This window comes from Rhizobium aouanii (assembly GCF_037002925.1).
GTDB classification, from domain to species: Bacteria; Pseudomonadota; Alphaproteobacteria; order Rhizobiales; family Rhizobiaceae; genus Rhizobium; species Rhizobium aouanii.
In genome coordinates this window covers 318003-335113 of record NZ_JBAMYD010000001.1, presented here as the reverse complement: position 1 = coordinate 335113, position 17111 = coordinate 318003, and the positions used below count along the sequence as shown (strand labels likewise).

The following is a 17111-nucleotide window of genomic DNA, read 5'->3' as shown; positions in this document are numbered from 1 at the left end:
GGATAACAACATGAGACTGAAGATCAGCCACCTCACCGAATACCGCTACGACGAACCGGCGCAATTCTCGCTGCAACGGCTGCGGTTGACGCCACCGACGACATCAGCACAGAAAGTGCTCGGCTGGGCCCTGAACGTCGAGGGTGCCACGCCGGAAGTAGAATATGACGACCAGTACGGCAATCATGTCAATCTGGTCTCGCTGGAAGGCGAGCAGGACGTAACGCGCATCCTGGCCGAAGGCGAAGTCGAGACGGAGGACAACAACGGCGTCACCGGCCCGCATACCGGCTTCTGTCCACTTTGGCTCTTCCTGCGCGACACACCGCTGACCAAGGGCGGCAAGCTGGTGAAGGAACTCATCAAGGGCGTCAGCGGTGACAATGAGCTTGCCCGCATGCATGCGCTGATGGCAGCGATCCATGAGACGGTCGATTATAAGCCCGGCACCAGCAACACCGAGACGACGGCCGAACAGGCGCTGGAGAGGAAGAGCGGCGTCTGCCAGGACCATGCGCACATCTTCATTGCCGCTGCCCGCGCCCTGCAGGTGCCGGCGCGTTACATCTCCGGTTATTTGATGATGGAGGAAAAGATCGAACAGGCCGCGACCCATGCCTGGGCAGAGGCCCATATTCCCGGCCTCGGCTGGGTCGGGTTCGATCCCGCCAACGAGATCTGCCCGGATGCCCGTTACATCAGAGTCGCCTCCGGCCTCTGCTATCGCGACGCCGCGCCGATTTCAGGCATGCGCATTGGCACGCCGGGCGAAACGCTGTCGGTCACCGTGAAGGTCGAGGACGGCGGACAGATGCAAAGCCAGAGCCAGAGCTGAGCGCACAGCCCGAAAGCGAGGCGACAATTCAAAGCGTTCCCAATCCTTTGCGCGCCTGAAAAAGTCGTGCAGCGTTCTCACAAAGGGGACAAGAAAAAGGCGGGTGATGCCCGCCTTTTTCTTGTCGTACGTTGATCGGCTCAGTGGCTGTCCTTGCCGACCGCGTTTCCGCGACATCCCTTGAGGAAGTCGAGGTCGGCGCCGGTATCGGCCCCTTCGACATGCTGCTGATGCAGGAAGGCATAGCCGGATGTGGGCAGATCATGGTTAGGCTGCCATTCGGCGAGCCGCCGGGCCAGTTCCTCCTCAGAAATGTCGAGATGCAGCCGACGGTTCGGCACATCCAGCTCGATCATGTCGCCGTTTTTCACGACCGCGAGCGGCCCGCCGACCGCCGCTTCGGGTGATGTGTGCAGCACGACGGTACCGTAGGCCGTTCCGGACATGCGGGCGTCGGAAATGCGCACCATATCGAGGATGCCCTTCTTCAGCACCTTCGGCGGCAGCCCCATATTGCCGACCTCGGCCATACCGGGATAGCCCTTCGGCCCACAGTTCTTCATGACCATGATGCAGGTTTCGTCGATGTCGAGGCTGTCGTCGTTGATCTTGGCCTTGTAGTCGTCGATGTCCTCGAACACGACAGCCCTGCCCCGGTGCACCAGCAGATGCGGTGAAGCTGCCGAAGGCTTCAACACCGCGCCCTTCGGCGCGAGGTTGCCGCGCAGCACGACGATGCCGCCCGAAGCTGTCAGCGCCTTTTCGGCCGGCAGGATAACGTCTTCGTTCCAGTTGACGACGTCCTTGACCTCGTCCCAGACGGTTTCGCCGGATACCGTCAGCGCATCCTTGTGCAGGAGGCCCGCCTCGCCGAGGCGCTTCAGCACTACCGGCAGGCCGCCGGCATAGAAGAACTCCTCCATCAGGTACTTGCCCGACGGCATCAGGTTAACGATGGTCGGCACGTCGCGGCCGCAGCGGTCCCAGTCGTCAAGCGTAAGATCGATGCCGACGCGGCCGGCGATGGCGAGCAGGTGGATGACGGCGTTTGTCGATCCGCCGATCGCCGCATTGGTGCGGATGGCATTTTCGAAAGCCTGCTTCGTCATGATCTCGGACGGCTTCAGGTCGTCCTTGACCATCTGCACGATACGCCGGCCGGTCAGCTGCGCCATGACCTTGCGGCGGGAATCGACGCCCGGGATCGCGGCATTGCCCGACAGCGCCATACCGAGCGCCTCGGCCATGGAAGCCATGGTGGAGGCGGTGCCCATGGTGTTGCAGGTGCCCGACGAACGGCTCATCGAGGCTTCCGCCTCGAGGAATTCGGCCTGCGTCATCTCGCCGGCCTTCACCATTTCCGAAAACTTCCACAGATGCGTGCCCGAGCCGACGCGTTCACCGCGGAAATAGCCGTTCAGCATTGGGCCGCCAGTGACGACGATCGACGGCAGGTCGCAGGAAGCCGCCCCCATGATAAGCGACGGCGTGGTCTTGTCGCAGCCGACCAGCAGCACGCAGCCATCCATCGGCTGCCCGCGGATCGCCTCTTCCACCGCGAGCGCCGCAAGATTGCGGTACATCATCGCGGTCGGACGAAACGTGTTTTCGGATGCCGAGAACACCGGCACCTCGAGCGGGAAACCGCCGGCCTCCCATACGCCCGCCTTCACCTTCTCGGCGAGCTCTCTGAGATGACCGTTGCACGGGGTCATATCCGACCAGGTGTTGAGGATACCGATCACCGGCCGGCCGTCGAACAGGTCGTGCGGATAACCCTGGTTCTTAAGCCAGCCGCGGTGATAGATCACGTCGCGGCTCGTGCCGCCATACCATTCCTGCGACCTCAGCCTGCGCGGCCATTCCGCTTTCTTTGTCATTATCTCTGTCCTTCAGGATATCCCCGGACCGCCCCGTACGGTCCGGGCCATCGCGCTCAGTCTCAAGCCAGCGTGTAGGCGGTCTTGACGGTTGTGTAGAATTCGGCGGCGTACTTGCCCTGCTCGCGCGGGCCATAGGACGAGCCCTTGCGGCCGCCGAACGGCACGTGGAAATCGACGCCTGCCGTCGGCAGGTTGACCATCACCATGCCGGCTTCGGAATTGCGCTTGAAGTGCGTCGCATGTTTCAGGCTGGTCGTGGCGATGCCGGCCGAAAGGCCGAACGGCGTGTCGTTGGCGATGGCAAGCGCCTCGTCGTAATCCTTCGCCCGGATCACCGAGACCACAGGCCCGAAGATCTCCTCGCGCGAAATGCGCATCTGGTTGGTCGCTTCGGTAAACAGCGTCGGCTGCAGGTAGAAGCCGGGCGTGTCGCGCGAGATCACCTCGCCGCCGAAGGCGAGTTTAGCGCCTTCCGATTTGCCGATCTCGATATAGTCGGTGTCGGTCTTCAGCTGCCGCTCATCGACGACGGGGCCGATATGGGTGCCGGCCTTCAGGGCGTTGTCGACGACCAGCGTCTTCAGCTTGTCGGTCAGTGCTGCGACGAACTTGTCGTGGATGCCTTCGGTGACGATCAGGCGCGAGGAGGCGGTGCAGCGCTGGCCGGTCGAGAAGAAGCCGGAATTGGCGGCGGCCTCGACGGCGACGTTGAGATCGGCATCGTCAAGCACGACCATCGGGTTCTTGCCGCCCATTTCCAGCTGGAACTTGCGGTTATGCTCGATGGAGGCGGCGGCGACACGTCTGCCAGTGCCGGTGGAACCGGTAAACGTGATGCCGTGAACGTCGGGGCTTTCGAGCATGGCCTGGCCGACGACCGAGCCTTTGCCCATGACGAGGTTCAGCACGCCCTTCGGCAGGCCGGCGCGGTTGAGAATATCGACGATCGCCCAGGAACAGCCAGGCACCAGTTCGGCCGGCTTGAAGACGATGGTGTTGCCGTAGCAGAGCGCCGGCGCGATCTTCCAGGCGGGAATGGCGATCGGGAAATTCCACGGGGTGATGATGCCGATGACGCCGAGCGCCTCGCGTGTGATCTCGACGCCGATATTCGGGCGAACCGACGGGAGAACCTCGCCGGCCAGCCGCAGCGCCTCACCGGCGAAGAATTCGAAGATCTGCGACGCGCGGATCACCTCGCCCGTCGCCTCCGGCAGCGTCTTGCCTTCTTCGCGGGCAAGCAGCGCGCCAAGCTCGTCCTTGCGCGCCATGATCTCGTCGCCCGTCTTCTTCAGGATGACGTGGCGCTCCCAGATACCGGAGCGCGACCAGGCCGGGAAGGCGGCCTTGGCGGCGGCAATGGCGTTTCTCGTATCATCAGCGCTGCCGTCGGCATAGAGGCCGACGACCTCATTCGTATCCGACGGGTTGATGTTCTTCGTCGCGTTCGAGCCGACCCATTCGCCGGCGATCAGGTTTTGATAAATGGTCATGGGCTTAACAAGCCTCCTTTACCGTTTACGAGCAAAGAGCCGGCCGCCGAATGCGGCCAGATCCTGAATTCAGAGCTGCCTGACGGCGATCTCTTCCTCGGCGGCCACCTTCAGCGGATTGCGGAGCGCCAGGCCGAATTCGGCAACTTCGATTTCGAAGACATCGCCCTCTTCGGTCTTGACGCCGTCGGCAAAGGAAAGGGTCGCCGTGCCGAACATATGGACATGCACATCGCCCGGAGCACGGAAAAGGCCATATTTGAAATGGTGATATTCCAGATTGGCGAAGGTGTGCGACATGTTCGCCTCGCCGGACAGGAACGGCTTTTCGAAGATCACCTTGTCGCCGCGCTTGATGCGCGAGGTGCCGCGAATATCCTCAGGGGCCGCGCCGACGCGGATTTCCGGGCCGAAGCTGGCCGGGCGCAGCTTCGAATGGGCGAGATAGAGATAGTTGATCCGCTCGGTGACGTGATCGGAAAATTCGTTCGACAGCGCAAAACCGATACGGAAGGGCGAGCCGTCCTTGGCGATCACGTAGATGCCGGCCATCTCCGGCTCTTCGCCGCCGTCGAGCGCGAAGGAGGGCGAGATGAGCGGGGCGCCGGGGGCTGCGGCGCCATGGCCGTTACCCTTGTAGAACCATTCGGGCTGAACGCCCTTTTCGCCGGCCTTCGGCTTGCCATTCTCAAGGCCCATCTTGAACATCTTCATCGAGTCCGTGAGGGTTTCCTCGGCGGCTTCGGTGGTCTTCTTGTGCATGGAATCGCGCGTTGCCGCCGAGCCCAAATGCGTCAGGCCGGTGCCGGTCAGATGCAGGTGCGCGGCATCTGGATGGGTGATCGGCGGAAGGAAGCGGCCTTCCGCATAGGCCTTTTCAAGATCGACGGCATCGCCGTAGCCATGCGCGTCGATGACCGAGGCAAGAGACTTGCCGCCGTCTGCGGCTTCCATCGCCAGTGCGTAAACGCTGACGGCGTTCTTGACCAACCTTGCAGCGCCGCCCTGCTCACGCACGGCGACGATGATCTCTCCGTTTGCACCCTTGATCTGTGAAATAAGCACGTCTGCGATCCTTCTCGTTTCGGCGAAGACAGGAAAAGGCTCCGCCTGTCCGGCTCCATCAGGAGCCGGAATCCATCATTCATAGGCTGCGAATGCCTGGCTGGCGCCTTGAGGCGCTCAGCCCTTGTTCTTGTTGTAAACGTCGAAGAACACTGCGGCGAGAAGCACGAGGCCCTTCACCATCTGCTGGAAATCGATGCCGAGCCCGACGATCGACATACCGTTATTCATGACGCCCATGATGAACGCGCCGATGACCGCGCCGGTGATCTTGCCGACGCCGCCGGATGCCGAGGCGCCGCCGATGAAGCAGGCCGCGATGACGTCGAGTTCGAAACCGACGCCGGCCTTCGGTGTTGCCGAGTTCAGGCGAAGGGCGATGATCATGCCGGCAAGACCTGCAAGCACACCCATATTGACGAAGGTGTAGAAGCTCAGCCGCTCGGTGTTGATGCCTGAAAGTTTGGTCGCCTTCGAATTGCCGCCCATGGCATAGATGCGACGGCCGATCGTGGTCCGGCGGGTGATGAAGGCATAGATCGCAATCAGCACCAGCATGACGATGAGAACGTTCGGCAGGCCCTTATAGGTGGAGAGCAGATAGCCGATCCACAGGATGGCGAGCGAAACGACCAGGTTCTGGACGATGAAGAAACTCATCGGCTCGACATCGATCCCGTGGTCTTCGTTCACCTTGCGGCGGCGCCAGGCGAGATAGAAGAGGATGACAGGCAGGATCACGGTCAGGATCAGCGAGGTCGACTGCACCGGTGTGCCGGCAATGTCGATCATGCCGCCCGGCAGGAAGCCGGTGCTGATAACCTGGAACTCCTTCGGGAACGGACCGATGTTCTTGCCGTTCAGAACCGTCAGCGTCAGTCCGCGGAAAACAAGCATGCCGGCAAGCGTCACGATGAACGACGGGATACGGTGATAGGCGATGAAATAACCCTGCGCCGCGCCGATGATGCCGCCGACAATGAGGCAGATCAGACCGGCAAGCCAGAAGTTCATGCCCCATGACACGGTGAAGATCGCCGCGAGCGCGCCGACAAAGGCGACGATCGAACCCACCGACAGGTCGATATGGCCGGCGACAATGACAAGCAGCATGCCGAGCGCCATGATAACGATGAAGGAGTTCTGCAGAACAAGGTTCGTCAGGTTGACCGGCTTGAAGAGGATGCCGCCGGTATAGAACTGGAAGAACACCATGATCGCGACGAGTGCGATGAGCATGCCGTATTCACGAATATTGCCGCGGATATAATCGGCAACGGAAACGACGTTGCTATGCTCGGTTGTCGGGTTGACCGGAGTCATTGTCTCTTCTCCCCTGAGCGCATGATAGCGCGCATGATAGTTTCCTGGCTTGCTTCTCCCTTCGGCAATTCGGCGACAATGCGTCCTTCGTTCATCACGTAGATGCGGTCACATGTGCCAAGCAGTTCGGGCATTTCCGACGAGATCATCAGAACGCCCTTTCCATCGGCGGCAAGCTGGTTGATGATAGTATAGATTTCGTACTTTGCGCCAACGTCGATGCCGCGGGTCGGCTCGTCGAGGATCAAAATATCGGGATCGGAAAACAGCCACTTCGACAGCACCACCTTCTGCTGGTTGCCGCCCGAAAGATTGACCGTTTCCTGGAAGACGCCAGAGGAGCGGATGCGCAGCTTCGACCGGTAATCGGTCGCGACCCTCATCTCCTTGATGTCGTCGATAACGCTATTGCTCGAAATCCCATTGAGGTTGGCAAGCGTCGTATTGTGCAGGATGCTGTCGCTGAGCACGAGACCGAGTTGCTTGCGGTCCTCAGTGACATAGGCAAGACCGGCATCGATCGCCTTGCGCACGGTGCTGACATCGACAGCCTTGCCATTGACGAAGACCTCGCCGCTGACTTTGTGGCCATAGGATTTGCCGAAAACGCTCATGGCGAATTCGGTGCGGCCGGCACCCATGAGACCGGCGATGCCAACGACCTCGCCCTTGCGGACATTGACGTTAATGTCGTGCAGCACCTGGCGGTCGCGGTGCTGCTGGTGATAGGCATTCCAGTTCTTCACTTCGAAGATCGTCTCGCCGATCGGCACGGAGCGCGGCGGATAACGGTCGGCCAGATCTCGGCCCACCATATTCTTGATGATGATGTCTTCGCTGATCTCGTCCGTGTGACAGTCGAGCGTCTTGACGGTCATGCCGTCGCGCAGGACAGTAATCTGGTCGGCGACCTTGCGGATCTCGTTCAGCTTGTGGGAAATGATGATCGAAGTGATGCCCTGATTGCGGAACTCGATCAGCAGATTGAGCAGCGCGTCCGAGTCCTTCTCATTGAGCGAAGCGGTAGGCTCGTCGAGGATGAGCAGCTTGACGCTCTTCGACAGTGCCTTGGCGATCTCGACGAGCTGCTGCTTGCCGACGCCGATATCGGTGACCAGAGTGTTCGGAGATTCCCGTAGGCCCACCTTGGTGAGCAGCTTCTTCGTGCGGTTGAACGTCTCTTCCCAGCTGATGACGCCGTTCTTGGCATTCTCGTTGCCGAGGAAGATGTTTTCGCCGATCGAAAGCAGCGGCACGAGCGCCAGCTCCTGGTGGATGATGACGATGCCGATTTCTTCGGAGTCCTTCAGGACCTTGAAGTTGCGCGTCTCGCCTTCATAGACGATGTCGCCTTCATAGCTTCCTGTCGGATAGACGCCCGATAGCACTTTCATCAGGGTCGATTTACCGGCCCCGTTTTCGCCTACCAACGCGTGGATCTCACCCTGGCGAACCTTGAGGTTCACATTCTCCAGCGCCTTGACGCCCGGGAACGTCTTGGTGATGCTCCGCATTTCGAGGATGGTATTGTCCATAGTCAAACTTCCAGCGCCTCCGGCCGTCGAGCGGCCGGGCAATCATAAAATCGAAGACCGGAACCCGCAAGCGCGGGTTCCGGTCCCTCTCATTACTTCAGCTGGTCTTCGGTGTAGTAACCGCCGTCGACGAGGATCTGCTTGTAGTTGGTCTTGTCGACAGCAACCGGCTTCAGCAGATAGGACGGAACGATCTTGACGCCGTTGTCGTAGGTCTTCGTATCGTTGACCTCGGGCTCCTTGCCGGACATGACGGCATCGACCATGGCAACAGTGACCTTGGCGAGTTCGCGGGTGTCCTTGAAGACCGTCGAGTGCTGTTCGCCAGCAATGATCGACTTGACCGACGGAACTTCGGCGTCCTGACCGGAAACAACCGGGAGCGGCTGGTCCGGAGTGCCGTAGCCGACGCCCTTCAGCGACGAGATGATGCCGATCGACAGGCCGTCATAGGGAGACAGGACTGCATCGACCTTGGCGTCGGTGTAGTTCGCCGAGAGCAGGTTGTCCATGCGGGCCTGGGCCGTTGCAGCGTCCCAACGCAGCGTGCCGACCTTGTCCATGCCGGTCTGGCCGGACTTCACGACGAGCTTGCCGCTGTCGATGTACGGCTGCAGGACGGACATTGCGCCATCATAGAAGAAGAAGGCGTTGTTGTCGTCCGGCGAGCCGCCGAACAGTTCGATGTTGAACGGACCCTTGCCATCCTTGAGGCCGAGGGCGTCAACGATGGAACCAGCCTGCAGAACGCCGACCTGGAAATTGTCGAACGTCGCATAGTAGTCGACATTGGCCGAGTCGCGGATCAGACGGTCATAGGCGATGACCTTGATGTTGGCGTCATGAGCCTTCTGGAGAACGTCGGAAAGCGTCGTGCCGTCGATCGAAGCGATGACGAGAACCTTGGCACCCTTGGTGACCATGTTTTCGATCTGCGAAAGCTGGTTCGGAATATCGTCGTCAGCATATTGCAGGTCGGTCTTGTAGCCGGCGGCCTCGAGCTGCTTGACGATGTTGTTGCCGTCGTCGATCCAGCGAGCCGAAGACTTCGTCGGCATTGCGATGCCCACGAGTCCCTTGTCCTGCGCCATGGCAGGCATAACGAACGAAGCGACGCCGAAGGCGGCCGCAGCCATCAATGAGATAATGGATTTCATTTCTCTCTCCCTTGTTAATAGACGGCGGACGAAAAATCGCCCGCCCCGAAACTGTGGCAGGTTCCGTATTGGATCGTTACTTCAGATGGTGAGAAACGAAGTAGGTCTCCTCCACGATCTCACACGTGTTGAGTGCCAACCAGCACACGGCGGCAAACTGGTATGGATTCCTATAACTGTCAAATAGAATAAGTGGTAATATGCATAACAATTTTGGTATATCGTTAAAAAGTATTACTTTTGATGGAGCGCAGTGAGGAGGCTGCAACCATGACGATTGTTTCCGAGCCATTTTCGATGGATCACGTCGATATCCACAGCGACAACTTCGGCGACGACGGCCTTTTACGTGCAGGACTTAAGCTGAATCACCTGCGCATGATCGTCGCAATCGAAGATAGCGGACAGATTTCCGCCGCAGCCGACGTTCTGAACATTTCCCAACCCGCCGCATCGCGCATGCTGTCGGAAATGGAGGCGATCACCAAGACACCGCTCTACGAGCGCGTCGCCCGCGGCGTGGTGCTGACGACCTTCGGCGCAGCGCTTGCCCGGAGGGCTCGGAAGATCCTCCTGGAGCTGCGCGAGGCAAGCCGCGAGATCGGCGAATTGAAGAGCGGCAAGGGCGGCTCGGTCTTCATCGGCGCGGTGACGGCGCCGGCCATGAGCCTCGTCGTTCCGGCAATCAACAAGGTGCGCAAGGCCTATCCCGGCATCGAGATCAACATCCAGGTGGAGACGAGCAACGTGCTTGCCCGCGAGCTGCTCGCCGCCCGCCATGACTTCATCATCGGCCGCATTCCCGATGATCTCAACCCCCGCCTGTTCGAGGTGACGGAGATCGGCATCGAGCGGGCCTGCCTGATCGTGCGCAGCAGCCATCCGCTTATGAAGCAGAAGGTGAGCACCCTCGCCGACGTCAGGGATTACGACTGGGTGTTCCAGCCGCCCGGCACGCTGCTTCGCCGCACGATCGAGGACGTCTTCCTGTCGCGCAGCGTGGCGTTGCCGGAGAACATCGTCAACACCTCCTCGCTGTTGCTCACCTGCGCCATCATCTGCGAAACCGATGCGATCGCTCCCGTCGCCGTCGACGTCGCCCAATTCCTCGCCAACCAGGGCTCAAATGCCTCCGATGTGCACATGCTGCCGATCGATTTTGACATCAACGTCAAGCCCTACAGCATGATCACGGCGAGGGAACGGGCGCTGCCGCCAAGCGCAAGGCTGCTCTACGACATCATCCTCGAGGAGAGCCGCAAGCAGGCCAGCTGACGACACCCGCAAGCCCTGCGCCATCTTGCCCGCCTTTAATGCACGCGTCGAAAGGGGGGCGGATGCTGTTCGGACAGTCGGTATTTCAATCAGTCCTCGAGCGGCTGAAGGCGGAGGACGAGACGGACGAAGACGCCGAAGCGCCGGCCGCCCATCGGGTCTCCGGCCTTGCCACCGGGCTTGCCTTCGATGTCATGGAAGGTGTCTCGGCCGCCTCGCAACGCGTCGGCCAGGCCTATTTCGAGAATCTGGAACTCGATCCCGCCGCCGCGATCGCGGAGGAACCGACGGCTGCGCCTCCACCCGAGCCCGTCATGCCGGATCATCTCGCCCGCACGACACCGCAGGAGGTTGCCGCGGAACTGTCGATCTCCGCCGCCGATACACCGCTGACACTCCGTGAGAAGCGCCGCGCCTTTGCCAAGGCCAATCATCCTGATGGCGTCGCGGAGCTTTTCCGCGACAATGCCAACAGGCGCATGATGATCGCCAATCTGCTGATCGACGAGGCGATGCGCCGCCTGCCGCACAGCTGACGCTTTCTCGCGAACGCAGGCAAACGTTCCAAAGCTTTGGAAGAGCCGCCGTTTCCGGCTCGATTCGCGAGCTCTTATATGGGCTGTTTTTCCTGCGCTTCAACCGATGCTCATGGTGCTCAGTCTGATTCTTTCGCGCTCGGGTAGCAGAGAAATATGCTGCTTTTTGCTACCGGCAATAGCGTATTTCGGGATGTTTTCAGGGAGCGCCGACATGTCATCTACGGAAGATCCGAAGCTACCACGCAATACTGCGCGCAGACATTTTCTAGGTGTAGCCGCAGCCGCTGGTGCTCGTCTTGCCGGCGTGGCCGCCTTGGCTACAGCAATTACCACCTCTCCGGCCAACGCGCTGGGGCGGCTTTGGGGACGGGGTGGCTCCGGTGGAGGCGGAGGCTCGGGCGGGAGCGGTGGCTCAGGCGGAAGTGGTGGCTCCAGTGGCGGTGGCGGCAGCGGGAGCGGGAGCGGCCCAAATTGCTTCCTGCGGGGAACGGCGATCCTCACGGATTGCGGTGAGAAGCCTGTCGAGGATCTCAGCATCGGCGATCGCGTTGCCCTTCCTGACGGCAGCACCCGTCCGGTAAAGTGGGTCGGCCGCCAAAGCTTCAAGAAGAGCGGCGCGCGCTGGCACAAGGACGTCGTGCCGATCCGGGTTTCCCGCCACGCCCTGGACGGGCACACACCCCATTCGGATCTCTATCTGTCGCCTGGCCATGCGTTATATCTGGACGGCGTTTTGATCCAGGTGAAGGACCTCGTGAACGGCACGACGAAGGCGCTGAGACCGAGTCCTTCCATCTGAAGAACAGCAATCACGAGAACTTCTGCAATTTTGCAGAGTACGAACGTCTCTATGGCAAGGAACGCATTGTGATGACATCCTTTGCGCCGTTGCTGGGAGGTGGCTGGTCACATTTGAAAGCGCTTTTCCTGCTCGGCGTCTCGCCGCTGGTACCGATGCACGATCCATTCGGGAATGCCTGCGAAAAGATCGACGCGCAAGCCAAGGAACTGTCACTCTGACAGGACGGGAATGCGCCGGGGATCGGGCTGGCTGCACGTGAAGCCGTGCGTCGGTTTTGCGATCGTATCAAACAAAGACCTCAAGCGTGGCGCGCATCGGAAAGATCGCGGCGCGCTTCTTCTCTTCGGCTTTCTTCTCGTCGCCTGCCGGCCCGTCCCCGTCCGCGTCATCGGGTGTGACAACTGTCGCCGTCTCCGGCGGCTTCGGATCGAAGGCCCAGATCAGCATATAGCCAGATCAGCATATAGAAGGAATAGACACCCGCACCGCCGGCCAGCATGCCCGCGCCAATCACCCCCGACGGTGTTGCCCCGCCCTTCGCGACAATGCGACGAAGCGCTGCGGCGAATCGCCCGCTGATTATTCCGCCTGCCCGTCCTTGGAAGGCTTTTCAGCGGTCGCCGCAGGCCCTTCTTCTTCCTCGGCGTCAGGCTGCGCGGCCGGTTCGGTGGCCGGCGGCTGCGGCTTGAAGGTCCAGAACAATATATAGAAGGAATAGGCCCCCGCCCCGCCCGCGAGCACGCCCCAGAACGGATCGCCGGTGACGAACTCGACCACGGCCCAGCCGAAGCAGACGGCAACGATGGCAACTCGCACCCAGAGGCGCCGGTATGCCGGATGGTTCGGATCGATCAGCTGCATCTTTACCCCGCGCTCGGATATGTCGCACTGCCCTCGGCCTGTGCCGCGCTTGTCTCTAAAGCCTTTCCTGGCCAGATTAAAGTATTCTGTTGGCTCAAACGGTATCGAATGTTCGACAAGCCCGCTGCAGCAGAACGCTTCATTCCGAGCCGGAAATGCTCCGGGTCGAATCTTGCAAATGTGAAAGATCCGCGGGCTTGACGCGACGCAGAGAAGGTGGAATGAAAATTCCAGAAATTTGACAATTCGGTTTATTTGTTCCGAATTCAAGGGAGGTTGGAATGACAGTGAGATTTGGTCTTCTCGGCGCCGGCCGCATCGGCAAGGTTCATGCGAAGGCTGTCAGCGGCGACGCCAATGCAAAGCTCGTCGCGGTCGCAGACGCCTTTCCGCAGGCAGCCGAAGCCATCGCCTCCGCCTATGGCTGCGAGGTCCGCACCATCGAGGCGATCGAAGCCGCCAAGGATATCGACGCCGTCGTCATCTGCACGCCGACGGATACACATGCCGATCTGATCGAGCGCTTCGCCCGCGCCGGCAAGGCGATCTTCTGCGAAAAGCCGATCGATCTCGACGTCGCCCGCGTCAAGGCCTGCATCAAGGTGGTGGAGGAGACCGGCGCCAAGCTGATGGTCGGCTTCAACCGCCGCTTCGACCCGCATTTCATGGCTGTGCGCAAGGTCATCGACGAAGGCAAGATCGGCGATGTCGAGATGGTGACGATCACCTCGCGCGATCCCGGCGCCCCGCCGGTGGATTACATCAAGCGCTCGGGCGGTATCTTCCGCGACATGACGATCCACGATTTCGACATGGCCCGCTTCCTGCTCGGCGAGGAGCCGGTCTCGGTGCTGGCGACCGCCGCCGTGCTCGTCGACAAGGCGATCGGCGAAGCCGGCGACTATGACAGCGTCTCGGTGATCCTGCAGACGAAATCCGGCAAGCAGGCCGTCATCTCCAACTCCCGCCGCGCCACCTATGGCTACGATCAGCGCATCGAGGTGCATGGTTCCAAGGGCCTCGTCTCGGCCGAGAACCAGCGTCCTGTTTCGATCGAGGTTGCAAACGGCGACGGCTATACCCGCCCGCCGCTGCACGATTTCTTCATGACCCGCTATACCGAAGCCTATGCCAACGAGATTGCCGGCTTCATCGCCGCGATCGAGAAGGGTACCAAGATCTCTCCATCAGGCGCCGATGGTCTCGCAGCGCTGGCACTCGCCGATGCCGCGGTCCAGTCCGTCAAGGAAGGCAAGCTCATCAAGATCGGCTGACGGCCCTCTCCCGACCGGAAGCCATGCATGAGATGGCCGGGCGCTAGCCCGGCCATTTCGCGTTTAATGAAGTGCGGGCGGACCTCAAAAAAGACCCCTCCCCAACCCCTCCCCACAGGTGGGAGGGGCTAACCTGCGGCAGCTGCGCCGCCCATCCCGAAACGCCGAAGATTTGGAAAGCGGGTGCGGCAATTTAAGTCCCTCCCCCTTGTGGGGAGGGGTTTTCTTTGGGGTACAGACCGGACTGATGAATGAATCTGATAGCTTTGACCTGTGCCGAAGCCCAATCATTCGCCCTTAGCGATGCATCCTCAATCCGCTCCCGGGATGCCCGAGACAACGATATCCTCGTCGATGACGGATAGCGCCCGGTTCAGATGTCCTTCGAAGACGAGGATCTGCTCGTCGGCCACCACCCTGATTTCGGGCATGCCTTCCATGCGCACGATATGCGACTGCCCCAGACCCTCTTCGATCCCTTGCCGAAGAAGGTCGTAATAACGCGTGCCCGGCCCGGTGATGGCGATCGGCATGCGCTCCGTCAAGCTCAGCATGCGCGACAGCCCGTTGCCGAGTGCCAGCCCCGCCTGGCGGAAGGCGAAGGCGGGGACGCGGTGGCCCTGGCGCGCCTTGGCGGCGATCTTGTCCAGTTCCGCCACCGGCACGAACTTTGCCGGAATCGTGTCGAGCGGCACTTCGAAGGCGCTGCGCAGGATCGCGTAGAAACCGGCATAGGCCTCGATGCAGCCGCGGGTGCCGCAGCGGCAGAGCCCGCCATTGGCCATGTGCAGCATGTGCCCGAAATTGGGCGCCGATATCTCCTGGCCCGTCTGGTTCCCGCGCCTGACGATGCCGAGCCCGACGCTATGGCCGAGCGAAAGGGCGGCGAGCGAGCGGAAATCGGCGCCCTTCACCATCTCTTCACGCGCGCCGAGTGCCGCCGCGACCAGCAGCGTCTCGTTATCGAGGATCACCTTGGCCTGCCATTCCGGCCGAAGTGCTGATTCGAAATCGATCTGCTCGCTGCCGAAGATCGGTGACCAGACGAGAACCGGCTCGGTGGAATCGACCAGCCCCTTGCTGCTGATCGAGATCAGCAGCACCTTTTCTTGGCTGATCTTCGAGCGATCGAGAATGCGCAAAAGCCCGGCCCGCACGGCCGCGACGAAGCGGACGGCCCCTGCCGGATCATGCGAACGTTCCTCGCTGAAGCGGTCGATCAGCTTGCCGGCATAATCGACCAGCGAATATTGCACCGCATCCGAGGAGATGATGACGACGATGAGATAGCCGCAATCGCGCCGCTGGCGCAGCAGCACGCGCGGCCGGCCGCGGCCGCTTGCCGGCTGCTGTTCCGATTTTTCGATGATCTGGGCTTTTTCCAGCTCAGCGGTGATCGCCGAAATGGTGGCCGACGAAAGCCGGGTGAAATCGGATATTTCGGTATGCGCGAGCGCACCGTGGCGACGCAGCACGGACAGCACGAGCACGCTGTTTCTCTGCCGGACCAGCTCCGTGCTCGACTTGGTCAGCATGAATGCCGCCTCTCCTCCTGCTGATGCCACCCTCGGTTTCCACTGCATCTCCGGCCGTTATTCTGCAAGGAAATTAAGCCGGCAGTGCAGTGTTGACAGTTGAAAAAATCTCTGACACTAAATTTCTCGACTGTCGAGAAAAAAATCCGAACCTTTCTCGACAGCTATTCGCGGTGGCCGGAGGAAGCATGGGCTGGGCCGGTCGCAATCCACTCGGGAGGACATTATGAAGTCTATTTTGAAACTGATGGCGGGTGCTGCCATCCTCGTTTCCGTGCATACTGCTGCCATGGCTGCCGATCTCGTCGTCGGTGTTTCCTGGTCGAATTTCCAGGAAGAACGCTGGAAGACGGACGAAGCCGCCATCAAGAAGGCTCTCGAAGCCAAGGGCGCCAAATATATTTCCGCTGACGCGCAGTCTTCTGCCGCCAAGCAGCTTACCGACGTCGAATCGCTGATCTCGCAGGGCGCCAACGCACTGATCATCCTCGCCCAGGACTCCGACGCGATCGGCCCGGCGATTGAAAAGGCCGCCGCTGAAGGCATCCCCGTCGTCGGCTATGACCGCCTGATCGAAAACCCGGCTGCCTTCTACATCACCTTCGACAATAAGGAAGTCGGCCGCCTGCAGGCTGAGGGCGTTTTCAAGGCCAAGCCGGAAGGCAACTACGTCTTCATCAAGGGCTCGTCTTCCGATCCGAACGCAGACTTCCTGTTCTCGGGCCAGCAGGAAGTGCTGAAGGCCGCCATCGACGCCGGCAAGATCAAGAATGTCGGCGAAGCCTATACCGACGGCTGGCTGCCGGAGAACGCTCAGCGCAACATGGAGCAGTTCCTGACCGCCAACAACAACAAGGTTGACGCCGTCGTCGCCTCGAATGACGGCACCGCCGGTGGCGCCATCGCCGCTCTCGACGCACAGGGCCTCGCCGGCTCCGTTCCGGTTTCCGGCCAGGACGGTGACAAGGCAGCGCTCAACCGCATCGCTCTCGGCACGCAGACGGTTTCCGTCTGGAAGGACAGCCGCGAACTCGGCCAGCGCGCCGCAGAAATCGCTCTCGACCTCGCCGGCGGCAAGGACATGAGCAAGATCGACGGCGCCCAGGCTTTCAAAGGCGGCCCGAAGGGCGTCGAAATGCAGTCGGTCTTCCTGAAGCCGCTTGCGATCACCAAGGAAAACCTGAACGTCGTCATCGACGCCGGCTGGATCTCCAAGGCGGAAGCGTGCCAGGGCGTCAAGGCCGACAGCGTCGCTGCCTGCAAGTAAGCCAAGGCTTGTAAGCTAAAATTGCCGGCGCCGCAGCGGAACACCGTTGCGGCGCCGGATGCGGATGAGAATTCCAACGACGAAGTTTTCTCCGCCTCACCGCACCATCGCGGGTTTTCATTCCCTGCCGGAAGGGTGTCGCGACGCCACGCGACCGGCTTCCGGAAGCATCGCGATGGTTAAGTTGAAGAACAGACGCATGACGCCGATGGCAGCCTCTAGCGCGCCGGCGCATCCGTCCAAACAAAGTGGGGGAACGGCAAACCC

At 60.9% G+C, this 17111-nt stretch carries 14 protein-coding genes and 1 pseudogene; 6 read left to right on the top strand and 9 right to left on the bottom strand.

The window, feature by feature from the left end; genetic code table 11:
* The first annotated feature begins 10 nt into the window (after positions 1 to 10).
* Entirely contained in the window at positions 11 to 835 is an 825-nt protein-coding gene (locus V8P77_RS01615; RefSeq protein WP_335910346.1) for a transglutaminase family protein, read from the top strand.
* A gap of 140 nt (positions 836 to 975) precedes the next feature.
* Here the strand turns inward: V8P77_RS01615 and araD are convergent, their stop codons facing one another.
* From araD to chvE, 6 genes are all read right to left on the bottom strand, one after another.
* Positions 976 to 2715, bottom strand: coding sequence for an L-arabinonate dehydratase (gene araD, locus V8P77_RS01610; protein ID WP_335910345.1), 1740 nt, complete (start codon positions 2713 to 2715; stop codon positions 976 to 978).
* Between the two features lie 62 nt (positions 2716 to 2777).
* Positions 2778 to 4211, bottom strand: coding sequence for an aldehyde dehydrogenase family protein (locus V8P77_RS01605; protein WP_131639671.1), 1434 nt, complete (start codon positions 4209 to 4211; stop codon positions 2778 to 2780).
* A gap of 69 nt (positions 4212 to 4280) precedes the next feature.
* A complete protein-coding gene (gene araD1 / locus V8P77_RS01600; protein WP_335910344.1) occupies positions 4281 to 5276 on the bottom strand; it encodes an AraD1 family protein in 996 nt (331 codons plus the stop codon).
* A 117-nt stretch (positions 5277 to 5393) separates the two neighbouring features.
* Positions 5394 to 6599, bottom strand: coding sequence for a multiple monosaccharide ABC transporter permease (gene mmsB, locus V8P77_RS01595; RefSeq protein ID WP_335910343.1), 1206 nt, complete (start codon positions 6597 to 6599; stop codon positions 5394 to 5396).
* Positions 6596 to 8134 (bottom strand): multiple monosaccharide ABC transporter ATP-binding protein, encoded by a 1539-nt coding sequence (gene mmsA, locus V8P77_RS01590; RefSeq protein ID WP_029872334.1) that lies wholly within the window; start codon positions 8132 to 8134, stop codon positions 6596 to 6598. Before mmsA ends, mmsB begins: the two co-directional genes overlap by 4 nt.
* A gap of 92 nt (positions 8135 to 8226) precedes the next feature.
* Entirely contained in the window at positions 8227 to 9291 is a 1065-nt protein-coding gene (chvE, locus tag V8P77_RS01585) for a multiple monosaccharide ABC transporter substrate-binding protein (protein ID WP_335910342.1), read from the bottom strand.
* Positions 9292 to 9561: 270 nt separating this feature from the next.
* Here chvE and V8P77_RS01580 point away from each other — a divergent pair, with 270 nt between their 5' ends.
* The 3 genes and pseudogenes from V8P77_RS01580 to V8P77_RS01570 all read left to right on the top strand — a co-directional run bounded on the left by V8P77_RS01580 (position 9562) and on the right by V8P77_RS01570 (position 12125).
* Positions 9562 to 10566 carry a LysR family transcriptional regulator gene (locus V8P77_RS01580; protein WP_335910341.1) on the top strand — a complete coding sequence of 335 codons (1005 nt, stop codon included), beginning with the start codon at positions 9562 to 9564 and terminating at the stop codon, positions 10564 to 10566.
* A 62-nt stretch (positions 10567 to 10628) separates the two neighbouring features.
* Positions 10629 to 11102: a hypothetical protein gene (locus tag V8P77_RS01575; protein ID WP_335910340.1), complete on the top strand. Its 474-nt coding sequence runs from the start codon at positions 10629 to 10631 to the stop codon at positions 11100 to 11102.
* A gap of 214 nt (positions 11103 to 11316) precedes the next feature.
* Positions 11317 to 12125: pseudogene (locus V8P77_RS01570) on the top strand (Hint domain-containing protein).
* A gap of 67 nt (positions 12126 to 12192) precedes the next feature.
* Here V8P77_RS01570 and V8P77_RS01565 read toward each other — a convergent pair.
* Entirely contained in the window at positions 12193 to 12354 is a 162-nt protein-coding gene (locus V8P77_RS01565; RefSeq protein ID WP_335910339.1) for a hypothetical protein, read from the bottom strand.
* A gap of 132 nt (positions 12355 to 12486) precedes the next feature.
* On the bottom strand, positions 12487 to 12768 hold the full coding sequence (locus V8P77_RS01560; protein ID WP_003542043.1) for a hypothetical protein: 282 nt from the start codon (positions 12766 to 12768) through the stop codon (positions 12487 to 12489).
* A gap of 281 nt (positions 12769 to 13049) precedes the next feature.
* Here V8P77_RS01560 and iolG point away from each other — a divergent pair, with 281 nt between their 5' ends.
* On the top strand, positions 13050 to 14042 hold the full coding sequence (gene iolG / locus V8P77_RS01555; protein ID WP_335910338.1) for an inositol 2-dehydrogenase: 993 nt from the start codon (positions 13050 to 13052) through the stop codon (positions 14040 to 14042).
* 311 nt (positions 14043 to 14353) lie between these two features.
* Here iolG and V8P77_RS01550 read toward each other — a convergent pair whose 3' ends face one another.
* On the bottom strand, positions 14354 to 15577 hold the full coding sequence (locus V8P77_RS01550; RefSeq protein WP_335910337.1) for an ROK family transcriptional regulator: 1224 nt from the start codon (positions 15575 to 15577) through the stop codon (positions 14354 to 14356).
* A gap of 226 nt (positions 15578 to 15803) precedes the next feature.
* On the opposite strand from V8P77_RS01550, the gene xylF reads away from it, so the two are divergent.
* Positions 15804 to 16844 (top strand): D-xylose ABC transporter substrate-binding protein, encoded by a 1041-nt coding sequence (xylF, locus tag V8P77_RS01545; protein WP_011653094.1) that lies wholly within the window; start codon positions 15804 to 15806, stop codon positions 16842 to 16844.
* Positions 16845 to 17111 lie beyond the last annotated feature (267 nt).

Coding starts and splice junctions, on each gene's coding strand:
- V8P77_RS01575 (WP_335910340.1), top strand. CDS start 10,629: ATGCTGTTCGGACAGTCGGTATTTCAATCAGTCCTCGAGCGGCTGAAG.
- V8P77_RS01560 (WP_003542043.1), bottom strand. CDS start 12,768: ATGCAGCTGATCGATCCGAACCATCCGGCATACCGGCGCCTCTGGGTG.
- iolG (WP_335910338.1), top strand. CDS start 13,050: ATGACAGTGAGATTTGGTCTTCTCGGCGCCGGCCGCATCGGCAAGGTT.
- V8P77_RS01550 (WP_335910337.1), bottom strand. CDS start 15,577: ATGCTGACCAAGTCGAGCACGGAGCTGGTCCGGCAGAGAAACAGCGTG.
- araD (WP_335910345.1), bottom strand. CDS start 2,715: ATGACAAAGAAAGCGGAATGGCCGCGCAGGCTGAGGTCGCAGGAATGG.
- mmsA (WP_029872334.1), bottom strand. CDS start 8,134: ATGGACAATACCATCCTCGAAATGCGGAGCATCACCAAGACGTTCCCG.
- xylF (WP_011653094.1), top strand. CDS start 15,804: ATGAAGTCTATTTTGAAACTGATGGCGGGTGCTGCCATCCTCGTTTCC.
- V8P77_RS01615 (WP_335910346.1), top strand. CDS start 11: ATGAGACTGAAGATCAGCCACCTCACCGAATACCGCTACGACGAACCG.
- V8P77_RS01605 (WP_131639671.1), bottom strand. CDS start 4,211: ATGACCATTTATCAAAACCTGATCGCCGGCGAATGGGTCGGCTCGAAC.
- V8P77_RS01565 (WP_335910339.1), bottom strand. CDS start 12,354: ATGCTGATCTGGGCCTTCGATCCGAAGCCGCCGGAGACGGCGACAGTT.
- mmsB (WP_335910343.1), bottom strand. CDS start 6,599: ATGACTCCGGTCAACCCGACAACCGAGCATAGCAACGTCGTTTCCGTT.
- V8P77_RS01580 (WP_335910341.1), top strand. CDS start 9,562: ATGACGATTGTTTCCGAGCCATTTTCGATGGATCACGTCGATATCCAC.
- chvE (WP_335910342.1), bottom strand. CDS start 9,291: ATGAAATCCATTATCTCATTGATGGCTGCGGCCGCCTTCGGCGTCGCT.